Source organism: Rhizomicrobium palustre (genome assembly GCF_011761565.1).
Lineage (GTDB): Bacteria > Pseudomonadota > Alphaproteobacteria > Micropepsales > Micropepsaceae > Rhizomicrobium > Rhizomicrobium palustre.
Map to the genome: position 1 here is coordinate 2,718,436 of NZ_JAASRM010000001.1, position 17,804 is coordinate 2,736,239.

Sequence of the window (17,804 nt, forward strand, 5' to 3'; positions counted from 1 at the left end):
GGGCTTTATGGGATTGACTCGGCGGGACGCCATCAAAGCGGGGGCGACCGCCGCGGTCGCGGCCCCTATGGTCAGCAAGAGTGGGGAGGCAGCCGAAACGAAGCCGCCCGCCGCTGCGTCCCGGCCGGATGCCAAAGTCCGCGAGACATTGCTGCTCGATTTCGACTGGCATTTCCATTTCGGTCATGCCGCCGATCCCGCGAAGGATTTCGGCTTTGGCGCCGATCTCGATACCTTTGCCAAGGCCGGAAGTGGTGTCACCTCCGCTGCGGATCCCGATCTCAAACTGGCGGATTGGAAAGCGCTGAACCTGCCGCATGACTGGGTGGTGGAACTGCCCTTCGTGCCGAGCGCCAATCCGCCGCCCGAACCTGCCGAGGATGTGCGCGCCTATCACGGCTTTAAGCCTGTGGGCCGCCAGTTTCCTGAAACCAGCATCGGTTGGTATCGCAAATCCTTCGAGCTGCCCAAATCCGATCTTGGCAAGCGCTTGGTGCTGCAATTCGACGGTGTTTTCCGCGCTGCGACCGTGATCCTCAACGGCTATGTCGTGGGCAGCAATGCCAGCGGCTATCGCTCCTTCACCCTCGACGTGACGGATTTCGCCAATTACGGCGGCAAGAACGTGCTGGTGCTGCGCGTCGATGCCAGCCTCGGCGAAGGCTGGTTCTATGAAGGGGCGGGCATCTACCGCCATGTCTGGCTGCATAAGCTGGCGCCTTTGCACATTGCCCCTTGGGGCGTTTGGGCCAAATCCAGCCTTTCGGGAAATAGCGCGGCGGTGACGCTTGCGACCGATCTCGTCAATGATGGTCCAGCGACTAAGGCGCGCATTGTTTCGACGATCACCGGTCCGGATGGGCGCGTCGTGACCACGCTTAAATCGCCGGAACTCACCCTGCATGCGGGCGAGAAGCGCACGGTCTCGCAATTTGTTTCCATGCCTCAGCCGAAGCTATGGTCGCCCGAAGACCCGGCTCTGTATCACCTGCGCACCGAGATTGAGATGAAGGGCAAGGTGATCGATGATCAGATCACCAGCTTTGGCGTCCGCTCCATCCGCTTCGATGCCGAGAAGGGCTTCTTTCTCAATGGCAAGCCGGTCAAGATCAAAGGCACCTGCAATCACCAGGATCATGCCGGCGTCGGCTCGGCCATCCCGGATTCCTTGCTCGATTGGCGCATTCAGAAGCTGAAGGAATTCGGCTCCAACGCCTATCGCTCCTCGCATAATCCGGCGACACCGGAGCTGCTTGATGCCTGTGATCGTCTCGGCATGCTGGTGATGGCCGAAACCCGGCGCATGTCGTCGGATGAGGAAAGCCTCGCCGATCTCGCTGCCATGATCCGGCGCGATCGCAATCACCCTTCGATCATCATGTGGTCTATCGGCAATGAAGAGCCGCAGCAGACCACCGAGCGCGGCGCCCGCATCGCCTTCACGATGAAAGAGGTTTGCAACGCGCTCGATCCGACGCGCCCCATCACGGCGGCGATGAATGGCGTTGCCTCCTGGGGCAAAGGCATTTGCGCGGCGCTGGATGTCATGGGCGCCAATTACCACATCGAAAATCTGCCCGAGTTTCATCAGCGCATGCCGCAAAAGCCGCTGATCGGCTCGGAGACGGCTTCGACGGTGTCGACCCGTGGCGTTTATGTCCGCGATCCCAAGAGCGGCTATTGCGTGGCCTACGACACGGAGTTTCCCTCCTGGGCCTCATCTGCCGAGACCTGGATGCGCGCGGCGATGACGCACAGCTATATCTCCGGCGGCTTTGTCTGGACCGGCTTTGATTATCGCGGCGAGCCCACACCCTTTAACCGCTGGCCGAATGTGTCGTCGCAATTTGGCATTCTCGACACCTGCGGCTTTGCCAAGGACAATACCTATTACTACAAGGCCTGGTGGGGCAGCGAAGCTGTGCTGCATCTCTTCCCGCATTGGAATTGGACGGTAGGGCAGAAGGTCAATGTCTGGTGCCACTCCAATCTCGATATGGTCGAGCTGTTCTTGAATGGCACCAGCCTCGGCCAGCGCAAGGTCGAGCCCTTAAAGCATGTCGAATGGGATGTGGTCTTTGCGCCCGGCAAGCTGGAAGCGCGCGGCTATAAGAATGGCCAGCTCGTCTTAACGGCGGTGCGTGAAACGGCGGGCGCCCCCGCCCAGATCCGGCTCTCTTGTGACCGGCAGGCGCTGAAGGGCGATCGCGCCGATGCCGCCATGGTGGCGGTGGAAATCCTCGATGCCCAGGGGCGTTTGGTGCCCGATGCCAATAATCTGGTGCGTTTCAAGGTAGAGGGCGCCGGAGCTGTGATCGGTGTCGGCAATGGTGATCCGCGTAGCCATGAAGCCGATAAGGCCGACAGCCGCGCGGCTTTCAACGGGCTCTGCGCGGCGGTGGTGCAGGCAGGGGTTGCTGCGGGCGCATTGCGGATCGAAGCGTCGTCGCCGGGTCTTCAATCCGCCTCTCTGTCGCTGAATGTTCAGCCGGTGCCGCCGCGCCCGTCGCTGTAATCAAAGCTGGCGCCGGAGGCTGAAACGGTCTTCGGCGCCGCTGGTTATTTATAGGCGGCCTTGGCGTAATCGAGGCGCTTCCAGCGCATTGCCTTTGAAATCGAAGGTTCGCACTATACATCTGTAATTAAGTCTTGGCCGCGATTTCTAGTCTTAGGATGTAGCCTTGCTGCCACGTTCGGGAAGATTGGTGCGCTAGGGGTAAGCGTTGCCATCGCGGCAAAGGCCTAAATCCTCCAGGTGCCACCATTTTCTACCGTTTCCAACCCACTCGAAAATGCTCTAGAACCAGCGCAAGTTCGCCATTTGAAGCGGATAACGGGGAAGAACGGTGCTGTCGCTCGGGTGCATGCAGCCACAAGACCGCGTCAGGGTCGCCAACACGCTGGGAGAATGCGTGTTGTGGGATGGCCGCGCCCTGTGGTGGACCGATATCGACAGCCGGGTGCTCTACCATTTGGAGTGGTCCAGCGGCCGCCTGCGCCAGATTCCCACGCCCGCGCGCCTCGCCAGTTTCGGCTTGATCGCCGGGCAGCGCGAGTTTGTCGCCGCCTTTGATGATGGCTTTGCGCTGTTCGATCCCGAAACCGGCCTGCGCGGTCCGCTTCTCGTGCCCGAAGGCCTCTCTCCTGGCCTGCGTATGAATGACGGGCGGGTGGATCGCCAGGGGCGGTTCTGGAGCGGCTCCATGGTGATGGATCCGAACGGAAAATCGGTGGCGATGCTCTATTCGATGGGCGAGGCGGGCTTGCGCCGCCACGCCGATGGCATTGCGATCTCCAATGGTCTGGCGTTCAGCCCTGAAGGCGACCGCATGTATTTCGCAGATTCCCGCCGTGGGATGATCTGGCAATATGCGGTCGATGCTGAGAGCGGCACGCTTGGCAAACGCAGCTTTTTCGCCGAGGCCCAACATGGCGGCGAGCCGGATGGGGCCTGCGTGGATGAGGATGGCTGCTTGTGGATCGCGGTCTGGGGCGCCTCCGCCGTCATCCGCTACACGCCCGAAGGCCGCGTTGATCGGGTTTTGGAAGTCCCGGTGCGCCAGCCCACCTGTGTGACATTTGGCGGGCCTGACCTCGATCTTCTCTTTGTGACTAGTGCGAGCCTTGGGCTTGGTCCCTGCGAAACTGGCGCGGGCGATGTTCTCGTGTACAATGTTGGGGTAAAGGGTCTCGCCGAAAGCCGTTGTAACGCAGAAGCTTGGCCGAACTTCGCATAGGCGGACTACCGCATCACTTCTAGGGGCTCGTTGCGTGGCGCGGACCGATGGCCAAAATCTCACTTACCGCATTGTGGAGGCGCTTGGCGTCGCCATTGTCTCGGGCGCTTACTCGGTCAAGAACCCTTTCCCGATAGAAGCCGATCTCTGCAAGCAATATGATGCGAGCCGCTCGGTCTTGCGCGAGGCAGTGAAGATGCTGACCGCCAAGGGACTGCTCTCGGCGCGCCCGCGCCAGGGCACCTGGGTGCAGCCGGAAGAACATTGGAACCTGCTCGATCCGGATGTGCTGCGCTGGCTTTTGGAGCGCAAGATTCCGTTTTCCGTGCTGCGCGAATTTGCACAGGTGCGCCTCGCGGTTGAACCTGCGGCTGCCGCCTTGGCGGCAGAGGTGGCGACCCAAGACGCCAAACGCGCCATTCGCGCCGCAATCGAACAGATGGCCTATGCCGACGAGGAGGAAGACGATCTTCTAGCCTCCGACATCGCCTTTCATATCGCCGTGCTTCGGGCCAGCGGCAATCGCTTCTTTGCCCAGTTGAGTGGCGTCACGGAAACCGCGCTCCGGTTTTCCATTCGCATGCAGAACCGTTACAAGGGGGTGCGCCGGGCCTCTGTGGCCGACCATAGGCGTATTGCAGATGCCATTCTCGCGGGCGATGCTGAGGCAGCCCGCGAAGCCACCCGCTATCTCATCCAGGAAGCACTGGATTTGATCAACAAAGCGGATACGGATACGGCTTTAGAACCGCGAAAGAGTCGCGGGCCGAGATAGCGCCATCCAAGGCACGGAGTCGTGTGTGCAGCCTGTTCGCGTCGGTATAGTTGGGTTGGGCAAGATCGCGCGGGACGAGCACGTTCCGGCGCTCAAAGCCAATGACGCGTTCGAGCTGGTTGCGGCCACCAGCACGCACCACAACCGTGAGGATATGCCGGTTTTCGCCCGCATCGAGGAGATGCTGGACGCGGTACCCGAGATTGGCGCCGTGAGCATCTGCACCCCGCCGCAGGCCCATTATGCACCGGCCAAGGCCGCGCTCTTAAGGGGCAAGCATGTGCTCCTGGAAAAGCCGCCGACGCCCACCCTCGCGGAGTTCGAGGAATTGACCGCGCTTGCGGCGCAAAACGGGGTCACCCTGTTTCAGACGTGGCACGCACGTGAGACGCCCGCCATCGCGGCCGCAACGGAATATCTCTCCACCCGCCAAATCAAAGGCGGCAAGGTGGTATGGAAAGAAGATGTCCGTCACTGGCATCCGGGCCAGGATTGGATTTGGAGCGAGGGCGGCTTTGGCGTGCTCGATGCCGGCATCAACGCAATCTCCATTCTCACAGAAATTTTGCCCGAGCCGATGACGGTCGAGGCGGCGCATTTTCTTGTGCCTTCCAATATGGCGAGCCCAATCGCCGTGGCGGTGGCTTTCGCGCTGCCCTCGGGCGCGGTCATCGATGTCGAGTTCGATTTCCGTCATCGCGGCATCCAGACCCGCACGGTGCATATCGAAACCGATGCAGGCCCCTTTGATCTTGCCCGCTTCTCCGCCGCGCAAGGCGAGGCCGCCTGGGGCGAGGTCTCCTCCCAGCGCCAGGAATATGCCGCGCTCTATCAGCGTTTCGCGACACTGATCAAAGAAGGCCGTTCCGATACCGACAAGCGCCCGCTGGAATTGGTGCTCGACATTTTCCGCGATGCCAGCCGCAGCACGGTCGAAGCCTTCCGCGAATAGGCGGGTTTGGCTTCACGCCTTTTCGTGAAAATGCGCCAATAACGCATCGCCCCGCATCCGCGAGGGTTGATTTGTTCGTGATGCGGTTTATATGGCCAACACTGCTTTCTTCTCGCACAGAAGAGCAGCACATGGAGCGGCGGGAATGGTCCCGTTTCTTCCAAAGGAAACTTCGTATGAATCCGCGACCTAAAAGCGGTGCCGCGTCGTCGCAAGGCTCTTCAGCCTTTGCTGATGCGGTGCTGTATAGCTCGGGATGTCTGGCGAGCGCCAAAGGCACGTCTGTGCCCTAGCGCGAACCGCCTCCCGGGCTTGGGCCGATAGCTCAAGTGAAAGGGAGGTTGGTATGTTCTCCGTACTGATCCGCAAAAAACTCTTTGTTTCACCCGTCCATGCCGCCTCGCGTCCGGCAGAGGGCGAGCCCCGTCTCCGCTCCGGCAAAAAGCTCGCCGGCATCTGGGAGCACGGTGATCACGGTCGTCCAACCCTGCGCTGGAAGGCGCTAGGCTGACGCGCCGGCCTGCAAAGCGTTCTCGCCAAGCTGGGCGCGGCGCTTTGTGGGTCTTCTTCGTGTTGTGCGCCTTAGACCCGCCGTCCCCCACGGAACATACATGCAGTCTGCACGTTGGCTTTCGGTGGCGTGGTTTGGAGGAATGCTCATGGCGCACATAGAGCGGTTTCCTTCCCGTAAGCCCCCGAGAATCAAGGGCTCCGGGAATTTCTTCGGATGGCCCTTGCTGCTGATGATCGCGATCTTGATTGGGTCGATGTCGATGTCGCTTTTCGTGCACTAAACGCTTTCAGGAAAAGTAGTTTCGGGTTTTCTGTCCGAAAGCGCATCTGACATTAAGAGTTCCCAATCCGCCAAAAGGCTGGTTGCCGGGACCGGCCAATTGAGCTTTTGGGTGCGCTCTGTCTCGCGCCCGTCATCGTCCTGCTGCATGGGTGCATCCGTCTTGGGGAGGCACCTGTGCCGATCATTTCTGTTTTCAAAGGCCGCATTGCGGCCCTTTCGCTGCTGCTTGCGTTCTCCGGTTCCGCCGCTGCGCAGGAGTATTCGATCCACGTTCAGTCGACGTTTGTCGAGCAATTCCATCCTGCTTTTCATTCACCTTATCGCGGCGCCAACAGCATGGACCCGGCGGCGCGCGGCAATGAAACCTTCGATGCCACGCTTTTCGCGGGGCTAAGGCTATGGCGGGGTGCCGAGCTTTATATTAACCCCGAAATCGATCAGGGCTTTGGCCTCTCCAATACGGTGGGCGTTGCGGGCTATGTCTCGGGCGAAGCCTATAAGGTCGGTAAATCTGTGCCGTATGGGCGGCTGCAGCGGCTTTTCCTGCGCCAGAGTTTTGATCTCGGCGGCGAGGTGCAAACCATCGAAGATGGCGCCAATCAGATTGCCACCACGCGCAGCGCCGACAATCTCGTTCTGACCTTTGGCAAGATCTCGGTCGGCGATATCTTCGATGCCAATGATTACGCCCATGATCAGCATACTGATTTTCTCAATTGGGCGGTGATCGATAGCGGCGCCTTCGATTACGCGGCCGATGCCTGGGGCTACACCTATGGCGGCACGGCGGAACTCACCTATGGACGCTGGACCTGGCGCGCCGGTCTTTTCAATTTGTCGCGTGTGCCCAATACCACGCAGTTGGAACGCGATTTTTCGCAGTTCGAGCTGGTAGGCGAGGCGGAGCATCGTCATACGCTCTGGGGACATGCGGGCAAGGTGAAGCTGCTCGGTTTTGTCAATCGCGGCCGCATGGGCTCTTATAACGATGCGCTTGCGAACGGGCTCAATATGGCACGGGTGCGCCGCTACGCCTCGCGTCCAGGCTTTGCCATCAATGCATCGCAGGAATTGAGCGATGATCTGGGCCTCTTCACGCGGCTCTCCTGGAATGACGGTTCGAAGGAGGCCTATGAGTTCACCGAGATCAACCGCGCCCTGGCCTTGGGCCTGTCGCTGAAAGGCAATTCCTGGCAGCGCCCCGAGGACACGGTGGGGTTGGCGATTGCCGTGCATGATATTTCCGATGCAGCGCGGCGCTACCTCGCGGCGGGCGGCATGGGCATACTGATTGGCGATGGCAGGCTTGATCATGCGGGCAGCGAGAACCTCGCCGAATTCTATTATGCTGCGCACCTTACTGGCTGGGCCACGCTAACGGCGGATTATCAATTGGTGGTCAATCCCGCCTACAATCGCGACCGTGGTCCCTTGAATGTCTTCTCCCTGCGCCTGCATGTGCAGGGCTAGCTGCAACAGCAAGCCGTTTGATCCGTTGGCCATGGGCAGGCCTTAAAAGGACATCCCATGGCCTATGAACGGGCGACCGCCTCCGCCACGATATCGATTCAGGAATAACGGGCGAGATGGTGGACTATCGATCCCGCCGCTGCACACCGATGAAGAGGCGGCGGGAACGTCGATCGCGCCGGGAATCCTGGCACAGGAACGAGAGGCCTCGCCGCGCATGACTGGTGCGAGCCGTGGGGAAGAACCCGCGGGCGCGCGCGGCGCCTTCGGCTGGCCGATACTGGTTGTGTTTGCTGGGCCGATCGCTTTGGTGGCGCTCGCGCATTTTCTGCGCTGAGCGCGCCTAGTCCATCAGGGCGACGAGGGCGGTGTAGGGATTGGCGGCATCCGACGGCGATACTGTCCGCCCGTTCATATCCTGCAACCGCTTCAGCGGGGCGATCAGCGCGGCCGACAAGCTCGGCTTGTGCTGAATGCCTGCGGGGACCGGGGCGGGATCTCTTGGCGCGGCGACGCTCGACATGCGGGAGTGCTCCTTGGAATGGCGGGGCGCCCGCCTTTCCCTCCCTAAGCAGCAGACTTCATGCCAACTCCCTCCCTCCGCCGAAGGGCGAATTTGGGCCCGAAAACGCCCCGTTTTTCGCGCTTTGCGGGCTGGTACCTGCAAGAATTGCCCGGCCAGAATCGGCCTAGCGGGAGGTTTTTGCCGCTGCCCGAAGCCGCTCCCCATATGCGGACAGGACTTGGTATCACTTGTTACATTTGGCTATCCCCCGACAAAATCTTCATGTTTTCCGGAAGTTTTCCGGTTTATGAAATTGCTGCGGGGGGCCGCCGCTTGTGAGCCGAATAGGGTTTCCGAGATGACACAGCAGATAGACGCTTCCGAAGCCGCGCCCAAACCGGAAGAGGGCCATCATATTCTGCTCGTCGAGGATGAGCGCAGCGTGCGCGATCCCTTGGGCCATTACCTCCAGCGCAACGGCTTTCGCGTTACCATGGCGAGCCACGCGCTCGAAGCGCGCCACATGCTCAGCCGCTATAAATTCGATCTCGTCATTCTCGACATCATGATGCCGGGCGAGGATGGGCTGTCGCTCTGCCGCTCCATCCGCGAGAAGCTCGACATCCCCACCATTCTGCTCTCGGCGAAATCCGAAGAGACTGACCGCATCGTGGGTCTCGAAATGGGCGCCGACGATTATGTCGTCAAACCTTTTGCCCCGCGCGAGCTTCTCGCCCGCACCAAAGCAGTGATCCGCCGGGCGCAATCCATGCCGCGTTCGCGCCGTCTGCCGGCGCAGAAGATCATGCAGTTCGGCAATTGGAAGCTGATGACTGGCGCGCGCCAGTTGACGGGCGAGGATGGGGTGGTGGTGCCGCTCTCCACCGGCGAGTTCAATCTTCTGCTCGCCTTCCTCGAACGTCCCCATATCGTGCTGTCGCGCGATCAGCTTCTGGATCTCACCCAAGGGCGCGAGGCGGCGGCCTTCGACCGCAGCATCGATAATCTGATCAGCCGGGTACGCAAGAAGATCGAGCCGGATTCCAAGAATCCGACCTATATCAAAACCGTGTGGGGTGGCGGCTACAGCTTCGTGGCCGAGGTCAGGATCGTGTGATCAAGCGGGCGCAAGCCGAGGTCTCCTCCTGGACCACATTCGGGCAGACCGCGCTTCTGATCATCGCGGCGCTGCTTTTGGCGCAGGTTTTCAGCTTCCTCCTGGTGCGCAATATCGTCTTTGAATGGCAGCGCGCCTATGTGGATGAGCCCGCCATGGCGCGTTTCGCCGAGGTGGCTGCCGAGGTCTCCGCCGCACCTTTTGAACGCCGTCAGGAGATCGTGAACGCGCTCAGCCATGCGGGCGAAAGCTTTGAGCTCGAACCGGCGCCATCTTTCGCGGCGTTTCCCGCCAAGCCGGAGCTAGATAACGCCCTTGCCGAGGCTATGGAGAAGCGCGGCCTGAAGCCCGGCGCGCTGATGGCCCATCGCGGTTTTGATCCAGGAATGATGGAGCGCGCGCAGCCGCCCGACCATACGCATGGTTTCTTTGGCGGCCATCCTCCGCGCGATGTTATTCGTTTGGCCGCCCAGCTTTCCGACGGGCAATGGCTGGTGGCGCGGTTTCGGGTGATGCGGGCCTTTCCGCTATTGCTGAACCCGCTGTTTCTTTCGCAAGCCGCGCTGTTTGTCGTGCTTCTTGTCGCCACGCTCTTTTCGGCGGCGCGGATTTCGCGTCCCCTTAGGCGGCTGGCCCGCGCTGCCGAGAGTCTGCGCCCGCAGGAAGCCTTCGAGCCTTTGGCGGTGGAGGGCCCGCGCGAGGTCAAGGTCGCGATCACCTCCTTCAACAGCATGGCGCTTCGGGTGCGAGAGCTTTTGACGGAGAAAGATCGTATGCTGACGGCCATTGGCCATGATCTGCGTACGCCGCTCGCATCCTTGCGCATCCGGGCGGAAAATATCGAGCAGGATAGCGAGCGCGAGAAGATCATCGAAACCGTCGATGAGATGACCTCCATGGTGGAGGAGATTTTAGCCTTTGCCCGGCTTGGCTATTCCACCGAGACGCGCCAGCATGTCGATCTTTCCGCGCTCGCCGATGCGGTGGTGGAAGAGTTCGCCGCCATCGGCAAAACGGTCGCGTTCATCGACTCGCCGCGCGCGCCCGTCATGATGCAGGCTGGGCTCATGCGCCGCCTTATCCGCAATCTCATCGACAATGCGGTGAAATATGCGGGCAAGGCCGAGGTTTCGGTGGGCGTTAGTGCGGGCGCGATCACGCTTGTGGTGGAGGATGATGGCCCCGGTATTCCGCCTGATCGCTTGAGCGATGTCTTGCAGCCCTTCTCGCGGCTGGAGGATTCGCGCAGCCGCCTCACCGGCGGGTCAGGGCTTGGCCTTTCCATCGCGGACGCCATCGCGCGCAGCCAAGGTGCCAGCCTGATCCTGGAAAATCGCGCCAGCGGCGGCTTGCGCGCTTGCGTAGTTTGGAAGAAGGGCGCCGGCGGCTAATCGGCGGTCAGCGCCTTCACAGCGTCCTGGAATTTTTCCGCATCGGCGATGACACGCGGTACCTTGTTTTGGCCGCCGAATTTGCCGCGCGCTTTCATCCAATCGGCAAAGCCGCCTTGGCGCACAAACACCACCTCGGGCGCGTCCATGCCAAAACCGCCCGCGCGATGCTCGCCGTAATCGACATTGCGCCTTGTCAGGTCGGCATCCAACGCGTTGGCAAAATTCTGCGCAGTATCTGGCTGCGGCGGGCTCACGGCCTCGATCAGCCAGAGATGATGTCCCGGCCCGCGCGGCGCGAAGACCGGCCCGACCATGAAATCGCTGATCAACAGGCCGCATGCGCGCGCAGCTTCCGCCACCGCCGCATCGATTTCCTCGCCAATCAGATGCTCGCCGAAAGCCGAGAGGCCATAAGTGGTGCGCCCGGTCACCAAAAGCCGGGGCGGATGGGTCTCGATCAGCCGCACGGTATCGCCCAGGATATAGGACCACAGCCCCGCATTGGTGGTCAGCACCAGGGCGTAATTCACGCCCGTCTCGGCGTTGCCCAGCCAATGGCGGGTCGGCTCGGGCGCGTCCAATTCCTCCACCGGCACGAATTCGAAGAAAATGCCGTTATCGGTAAGCATGCGCAGACCCTCGCCAGGGCCCTTGTCCTGCAGCGCGATGAAGCCTTCGCTCGCTGGATAGACCTCACGGGTTTCGGCCCGGCTGCCCTCCAAAAGCTCGGCGAAGCGGTCGCGATAAGGGGCGAAAGACACCCCGCCATGCACCAGCATTTCGAGATTTGGCCAATATTCCGCCAGCCTCTGAGAACGCTCTGGTGCCTGGCGTTTCATTTCATCTAGGAATAGCAGCGCCCAGCTCGGCGTGCCGGAAAAGGAGCGGATGTCTTCACCGAGAGCCGCTTTGGCCAGCACGCGGCTTTTCTCTTCCCAATCGGCGATTTTGGCGTCTGCCCCGTTCGGAAAATAAAAGCCTTTGGCCCAAAGCGGCACTTGGGCGGCGGCAATGCCGGAAAGATCGCCCTCCAGAACATCTGGCCCCACCGCGGTCAGCTCCGCGCTGCCGCCGAGAAAGAAATTCTTCCCCCCCAGGATGCGGCTGTCGGGCCGGTTGGCAATGTGATGCACCAGAAGATCGATCGCGGCCCGCCGGTTGGAGCGGACCATCGCCGATGTCACAGGAATATGCTTTGTCACCCCGCTCGATGTGCCTGAAGAATTGGCGAAGAAGGGGATGAGGCCGGGCCAGCTCACATTGTCGAGCACCGGATAGCGCGTACCCCAATATTCGGTCCAGAAGTGATCGTAGCGCCGCAGGGGCACGGCACGCTGATAGTCCTCGACTGTTCGCAGACGGACGAAATCATGCGCCGCGCCAAAGGCGGTGCGTTCGGCGCGCCGAAGAAGTATGTTGAGTTGCCGGCGCTGCGACAGCACCGGGTCTTCGTGGGCGAGTTCTGCGCGGCGGAGGCGGCCATATCGGCGCAAGGCGAAGCTGAGGTCGAGCATCTCAATCATCCTAACGCGCAAGCTCTGCAGACGTGAATCAAATACACCTGAGGTTTGAACTGAATTGCAGGTTCGCTGTTAAGGCCTGGTTGCGTGATAAGTGTATTGAGGCTCGCGATAAGGTTGTGATTGTTTATACCAGTCGCTGGAATCATTTTAAGTTGGGAAGGGGCGGGGATGATTTACGAGGTCGTGTTCAAGGATCACGGCGGCAAAATCTATTCAAAGAGCACGCTGGAGGCCGCGGATGACGAAGCCGCCATTGCGCTTGCGCGCCGCATTCACAGAAGCGGCGTTGGCCACGGCTATGACATAGTTAAGGACGGTACCGTCATTCACAGCGAAACCTTCGGTTCAAAGCCCACGAAGCCGAAGGAGTGATTATCCTAAATCGTCATGGCCGGGCTCGACCCGTCTATCCAGATGGCCGCTGCGCCGTGCTTCCGCCTTCGCTGAAGTTTCGGCGGGACAAGTCGAGGTTCGCCGCCTAATCCTGAGGTGCGAGCATCGCGAGCCTCGAAGGGGCGGCTCGCGCCTCAGCATGAAGAGATTTTTCCAATAAATGCCCGGCTTCTGTGTCGTGGACGATGTGGCGTGGCGATTGGTGCCGCGCCTCGAAGGGCGATCCAGTTAGCTCGAAATCTCAGAGCTACCCCCCTGTACATTCTCTATAAAACAGATAGACTAAACAGGAAATAAGCACGGGAAATCCCCATGCCTGCTTTTGGTCCCTCGCGGTTTTTGCCGGCCATTGATCAATCCCGCACCAGCCTCGATGTCAGTGCGGTGGCCGTCATTGCGCGGCTCTCGGCGCAGGCCTTGTCGCCCACCGATGACCCCGATGAAATCCGCCGCCGTTACAGCGCCTTGCGCGCGCCGCTCACGGGCGAGGCCGAAGAGGTGGGGCGCATCCAGCGCATTGCTTCGCCCGATGGTCCGCCGCTGATCGTGGTGCATCCCAAAAACGCCGCGCCCGGGCTGTTGCCGGGGCTGGTCTATTTTCATGGCGGGGGCTGGGTGCTGGGCGGGTTTGACACCTATGGCCCGTTCATCCGCGCGCTCGCCAATGCGACGGGACGCGTGATCGTGTTTGTCGATTACCGCTTGGCGCCCGAACACCCATTCCCTGCGGCGCTGGAAGATGCATTTGCCGCCATCGATTTCGTGTCCGAACACGCTGCCTGGCTTGGTATCGATGCGGGGCGCATCGCGATTGGCGGCGATAGCGCGGGCGGCAATCTCGCGGCGGTGGCTGCTATCGCGGCGCGGGACGGGCTGATCGACAGCGTGCCCGAGGCGCAGCTTTTGATCTATCCCTGCCTCGATTTCACCGCCAGCCAGCCCTCGCATGAGGAATTGGCGGAAGGTTATCTTCTCACCCGCGAGCTTTATGGCTGGTATCGCGCGCAATACCAGGGCAGCCACCCCGATCCGACGGACTGGCGTCTCTCGCCTTTGTTTGCTGGCGATTTCAGCGGCCTTGCGCCTGCGATCCTTATCTATGCCGGATTCGATCCTTTGCGTGATGAGGCGCTGCTTTACGCCTCCCGCCTGATCGATGCGGGCGTAACGGTAGAGCCGATTTTCTATCCCGGCATGATCCATGGCTTCATCACCATGGCCGGCGCCGTCCCCGCCGCGTTGGATGCCGTCACCCGCATCGCCGCCGCCCTCAAAAAAGCCGACCGCGTAACTCCGCGCTTTGCGGAAACGAGAGCGGGGCAAGTCGCGAGCGCCTAAACCCCTCGCACCCCTTCCGGCAGATGGGCTTTGATCGTCTTGGCCAGAAGCTGCATGTCGTCTTGTCTGGGAAAGCTTTTCCTCCAGACAAGGCCGATGCGGCGATAGGGCGGGCCTTTCAGCGGGCGAATGCAGAGCCCGTCTTTACTCAAGGCCAGAGCTGGCAGCAGCGTGGCGCCCAGCCCGGCGGCCACCATCTGGCGGATGGTCTCCAGACTCGTGGCGCGGAAATCGGCCGCATCGCTGCGGGCGCCAATTTGTCCGCATACGGCCAATGTCTGTTCACGCAGGCAATGCCCATCCGCCAGAAGCAGCAGTTTTTCGTCCGCAAGCTCGGCGGGATCGATGGTCTTGGTCTTGGCCAGACCATGGCTCTTGGCGCAGGCAAAATAGAAGGGCTCGTCGAACAGCGCCTCACACGCCAGATCGTCATCGGCCAAGGGCAGCGCCAGCAGCGCGCCATCCAACCGATGCGCCTTCAGCGCGGCCAAAAGATTGCCGGTCAAGTCCTCCTGCAGCACCAGCCGGGCTTTCGGAAAGCGCTCGGCGATCAGCGGCAGCAGGGTCGGCAGCAAATAGGGCCCCAAGGTGGGGATGACGCCGAGCTGCAACGGCCCGCTCATCACGCCCCCTTCGCGCCGGGCCAGTTCCAGCAGCGCGTCGGCGGCGGCCACCACCTCGCGGGCCTTGGCCAGGATCGGCGCGCCTTGGCTGGTCACCGTCAGGCTGCGGCTGGTCCGCTCAAACAGGATAACCCCCAGATATGCCTCAAGTTTTTTCAGCTGAGCCGAGAGGGTGGGCTGGGTGATGTGGCAGGAATCGGCCGCCCGGCCGAAATGGCCGCAATCGGCCAAAGCCACGAGATAGCGAAGGTCTTGCAGGTTCATGGGGAACGATAGTTACCGTCTATCGTGGCGATTGCAACTATCGACTGGACGGCCAGAAAAAAACGCCTACATTTGCACTTGCGAGCAATTCGCACGTTTAAGAGTCCGCCATGACCGTCATCGACCAGACCATTGGACTGACAGAGCGCACCATCCTCGGGATGCGCGACGTGCTGACGGCGCCCAAAGGCAGCCGCCGGGGCTGGCGCACGGCCATGCTCTTCGCGGGTCCCGCGGTCATCTCCTCCATCGCTTATATGGACCCGGGCAACGTCGCCACCAACATCCAGGCGGGGGCCAAATTTGGCTATGCGCTGCTCTGGGTGGTGCTCGCGGCCAATCTGGTGGCAATGCTGTTCCAGTCGCTCTCGGCCAAGCTCGGCATTGTCACCGGCAAGAACCTCGCCGAGCTGTCGCGCGAAGAATTCCCCAAGCCCGTCGTCCTTGGCATGTGGGGCATTTCCGAAATCGCCGCCATGGCGACAGACCTAGCCGAGTTCTTGGGCGGTGCGCTCGGCATCTCGCTGCTCTTTCATGTCCCCTTGATGGTGGGCATGGTGGCGACAGGCGTCATCACTTATGCGCTGCTCTCTATTCAGAATGGCGGTTTCCGCCCGATGGAAATCGCTATCGCGGTGCTGATCGCGGTGATCGGCGTCTCTTATCTCGTCGAGCTCGCCATGGCGCCGGTCGATTGGAGCGCGGCGGCGAAAGCTTCTGTCACGCCCACGCTGCCGAATGGCGAAGCCTTGACCATCGCGGTAGGCATCATCGGCGCCACCATCATGCCGCATGCCGTGTATCTGCATTCGGGGCTGACCCAATCGCGCGCGCCCGCCCGCACGGAACCCGAGCGCGCCATGCTGCTGCGCTTTTCCAACCGCGAGGTGATCGTGGCGTTGGCGATTGCCGGGTTGATCAACATGGCGGCGGTGGTCTTGGCCTCGGCGGCGTTTCACAGCGGCCATCCCGAAGTCGCCGAAATCCAGACCGCCTATCACATGCTGACCCCGCTGTTGGGCGCGGGTGCGGGCTTCATCTTCCTGATCTCGCTGATCGCCTCAGGTATTTCGTCTTCCACCGTTGGCACCTTGGCGGGGCAGATGATCATGCAGGGTTTCACCTCCTACCAGATTCCGATCTGGGCCCGCCGCCTCATCACCATGGCGCCCGCTTTCGTAGTGGTGGCGCTGGGCGTCAACCCGACTTCCGCGCTGGTGATCAGCCAAGTGGTGCTGTCCTTCGCGCTGCCGGTGCCGATGCTGGCCTTGATCTGGTTTACCCGCCGCAAGGACATCATGGGCGCCTTCGCCAATTCGCGTCTCACGGATGCTGCGGCGATTGGCGGTGCGGCGGTGGTGCTCAGCCTGAACGCGGTTCTGCTCTGGCAGATGATCTGATTTGCGTCGCTGCGGGGTGGTATTGGCGCGTGCGCTCGTGGTAATCGAGCGCCCGTAGCATTTGACGGGCGCGTCATGACTTATCCTAAGCCCCAGAGCAAAGCGATGCTGGACGAACTCGGCCAGTACGTCATCACTGAAGCTTATCCCTTTGTGGTCGATCTTGAGCATAGCCGCGGCATGCTCATGGCGACGGTGGAAGGCGATCGCATCACCGATTGGGGTGGCATCTTCGGCTCCAAGCTTCTGGGCTATAATCATCCGCGTCTCTTCGCGCCCGAATATGCGCGCGAGATTCTCATCGCCGCCAATACCAAGATCGCCAATCCCGATCTTTTGACGCCGCAATGCCTGGCCTATTACCGCTTGCTGCATCGCTTGGCGCCGAAATCCATGCGCGAGGGCGGGGTAGAGGTCTATTCCGTCAATTCGGGCGCTGAAGCGGTCGAGAATATGATGAAGTACTTCATCAATCTCTTCCATCATCGCCGCGTCGCCGCGGGCAAGCCGCCGATCACGCCGCGCTTTGTCTATTTCGATCAGGCTTTCCACGGCCGCACCGTCTATGCCTTGAACGTCACCAAGCTGAAGAACGATCCTTTGGCGACGCGCGATTTCCAAGGCATCATCGCGGGCAATCTGCAAGTCGAATTTCCCAGCGTCGATAACCGTCAGGTCGATAGCTTCAATGCCGACAAGGCCAAGACCGCGCTCGCCACGCTGGAAGAGCATTTCAAATCGCATGGCGAAGAAATCGCGGGCGTAATCTTAGAGCCTTTGCAAGGCGCAGGCGGCCATCGCTTGGCGCATCCGTCCTTCTATCTCGGGCTTTCCGAGCTCTGCCATCGCTACGATATTCCTTGGGGCCTCGACGAAGTGCAGACTTCGGGCGGGCAGACCGGCGCGGTCTTCGCCATCGATCTCTACGATGTGCCGTACCCGCCGCAAGCCGTCGCCACCGCCAAAAAATTCGGCAATGGCGTCGTCTATATGAAAACCTCGATGGTGGATGTCGGCGTGCTCGATTCCACCTGGGGCGGCGCGCTGGTGGACATGGTGCGCTTTGTCCATGAATGGCAGATCGTGGAGGATGAAGACCTCATCGCCCAGGTGCCCGCCAAAACCGAACAGCTCGTGAGCGGGCTGAAGGCGCTGGAAGCGAAGTACACGGATAAAATCGGCAATGTTCGCGGCCTGGGCCTCTATCAAGGCTTCACCGTCTGGGGCCGGGGCAACAAGGCCCGTCTGGTCGAAATGGCCTTGCAGGAGGAGAATTACCTCCTCCTCGGCGCGGGCGTCTATTCCATCCGCTTCCGCCCGCCGCTGGATGTCACCCACGAAGACATCGCCAAGCTGCTCGATACGCTCGATCGGCTGCTGGGGCGGCTTTAAGAAAAAGCTGTCATCCCGGACGCGCCCATAGCGATGTCATCATCTAGCACTTGGGCGCGATCCGGGACCCACTCCGAAATCTGCGCTGGCGTGAAAGTGGATCCCGGCTCTTCGCATAGGCGCGC

At 61.1% G+C, this 17,804-nt stretch carries 16 protein-coding genes; 13 read left to right on the forward strand and 3 right to left on the reverse strand.

Features of this window, described 5'->3' with window-relative positions:
• The first annotated feature begins 7 nt into the window (after positions 1 to 7).
• The 7 genes from galA to FHS83_RS12180 all read left to right on the forward strand — a co-directional run bounded on the left by galA (position 8) and on the right by FHS83_RS12180 (position 8,067).
• Positions 8 to 2,515: a beta-galactosidase GalA gene (galA, locus tag FHS83_RS12150; RefSeq protein ID WP_167083221.1), complete on the forward strand. Its 2,508-nt coding sequence runs from the start codon at positions 8 to 10 to the stop codon at positions 2,513 to 2,515.
• A 349-nt stretch (positions 2,516 to 2,864) separates the two neighbouring features.
• On the forward strand, positions 2,865 to 3,737 hold the full coding sequence (locus FHS83_RS12155) for an SMP-30/gluconolactonase/LRE family protein (protein ID WP_167083222.1): 873 nt from the start codon (positions 2,865 to 2,867) through the stop codon (positions 3,735 to 3,737).
• Positions 3,738 to 3,771: 34 nt separating this feature from the next.
• Positions 3,772 to 4,512, forward strand: coding sequence for an FCD domain-containing protein (locus FHS83_RS19795; RefSeq protein ID WP_167083223.1), 741 nt, complete (start codon positions 3,772 to 3,774; stop codon positions 4,510 to 4,512).
• 25 nt (positions 4,513 to 4,537) lie between these two features.
• Positions 4,538 to 5,464: a Gfo/Idh/MocA family oxidoreductase gene (locus FHS83_RS12165; RefSeq protein WP_167083224.1), complete on the forward strand. Its 927-nt coding sequence runs from the start codon at positions 4,538 to 4,540 to the stop codon at positions 5,462 to 5,464.
• Between the two features lie 346 nt (positions 5,465 to 5,810).
• Positions 5,811 to 5,975 carry a hypothetical protein gene (locus FHS83_RS12170; protein WP_167083225.1) on the forward strand — a complete coding sequence of 55 codons (165 nt, stop codon included), beginning with the start codon at positions 5,811 to 5,813 and terminating at the stop codon, positions 5,973 to 5,975.
• 459 nt (positions 5,976 to 6,434) lie between these two features.
• Positions 6,435 to 7,730: a carbohydrate porin gene (locus FHS83_RS12175; RefSeq protein ID WP_167083226.1), complete on the forward strand. Its 1,296-nt coding sequence runs from the start codon at positions 6,435 to 6,437 to the stop codon at positions 7,728 to 7,730.
• A 64-nt stretch (positions 7,731 to 7,794) separates the two neighbouring features.
• On the forward strand, positions 7,795 to 8,067 hold the full coding sequence (locus FHS83_RS12180; protein WP_167083227.1) for a hypothetical protein: 273 nt from the start codon (positions 7,795 to 7,797) through the stop codon (positions 8,065 to 8,067).
• A gap of 6 nt (positions 8,068 to 8,073) precedes the next feature.
• Here FHS83_RS12180 and FHS83_RS12185 read toward each other — a convergent pair whose 3' ends face one another.
• Positions 8,074 to 8,253, reverse strand: coding sequence for a hypothetical protein (locus FHS83_RS12185; protein WP_167083228.1), 180 nt, complete (start codon positions 8,251 to 8,253; stop codon positions 8,074 to 8,076).
• A gap of 340 nt (positions 8,254 to 8,593) precedes the next feature.
• Here FHS83_RS12185 and FHS83_RS12190 point away from each other — a divergent pair, with 340 nt between their 5' ends.
• Positions 8,594 to 9,352, forward strand: coding sequence for a response regulator (locus FHS83_RS12190; protein ID WP_167083229.1), 759 nt, complete (start codon positions 8,594 to 8,596; stop codon positions 9,350 to 9,352).
• Entirely contained in the window at positions 9,349 to 10,743 is a 1,395-nt protein-coding gene (locus FHS83_RS19800) for an ATP-binding protein (RefSeq protein WP_167083230.1), read from the forward strand. The genes FHS83_RS12190 and FHS83_RS19800 overlap by 4 nt, the downstream gene beginning before the upstream one ends.
• Here FHS83_RS19800 and FHS83_RS12200 read toward each other — a convergent pair.
• Complete coding sequence (locus tag FHS83_RS12200) at positions 10,740 to 12,260, reverse strand: GH3 family acyl-acid amido synthetase (protein WP_167083231.1); 1,521 nt, start codon at positions 12,258 to 12,260, stop codon at positions 10,740 to 10,742. The two genes, FHS83_RS19800 and FHS83_RS12200, sit on opposite strands and share 4 nt — an antisense overlap.
• 177 nt (positions 12,261 to 12,437) lie before the next feature.
• On the opposite strand from FHS83_RS12200, the gene FHS83_RS12205 reads away from it, so the two are divergent.
• Both FHS83_RS12205 and FHS83_RS12210 read left to right on the forward strand, forming a co-directional pair.
• Positions 12,438 to 12,641 carry a hypothetical protein gene (locus FHS83_RS12205; RefSeq protein WP_167083232.1) on the forward strand — a complete coding sequence of 68 codons (204 nt, stop codon included), beginning with the start codon at positions 12,438 to 12,440 and terminating at the stop codon, positions 12,639 to 12,641.
• Positions 12,642 to 12,974: 333 nt separating this feature from the next.
• A complete protein-coding gene (locus FHS83_RS12210) occupies positions 12,975 to 14,000 on the forward strand; it encodes an alpha/beta hydrolase (protein WP_167083233.1) in 1,026 nt (341 codons plus the stop codon).
• Here the strand turns inward: FHS83_RS12210 and FHS83_RS12215 are convergent.
• Positions 13,997 to 14,887: a LysR substrate-binding domain-containing protein gene (locus FHS83_RS12215; protein ID WP_167083234.1), complete on the reverse strand. Its 891-nt coding sequence runs from the start codon at positions 14,885 to 14,887 to the stop codon at positions 13,997 to 13,999. The genes FHS83_RS12210 and FHS83_RS12215 overlap by 4 nt on opposite strands.
• Positions 14,888 to 14,997: 110 nt before the next feature.
• Between FHS83_RS12215 and FHS83_RS12220 the strand changes: the two genes are divergently transcribed.
• On the forward strand, positions 14,998 to 16,287 hold the full coding sequence (locus FHS83_RS12220) for an Nramp family divalent metal transporter (protein ID WP_167083235.1): 1,290 nt from the start codon (positions 14,998 to 15,000) through the stop codon (positions 16,285 to 16,287).
• A 75-nt stretch (positions 16,288 to 16,362) separates the two neighbouring features.
• Positions 16,363 to 17,679, forward strand: a complete 1,317-nt coding sequence (locus FHS83_RS12225) for an aminotransferase class III-fold pyridoxal phosphate-dependent enzyme (protein WP_167083236.1) — start codon at positions 16,363 to 16,365, stop codon at positions 17,677 to 17,679.
• Positions 17,680 to 17,804 lie beyond the last annotated feature (125 nt).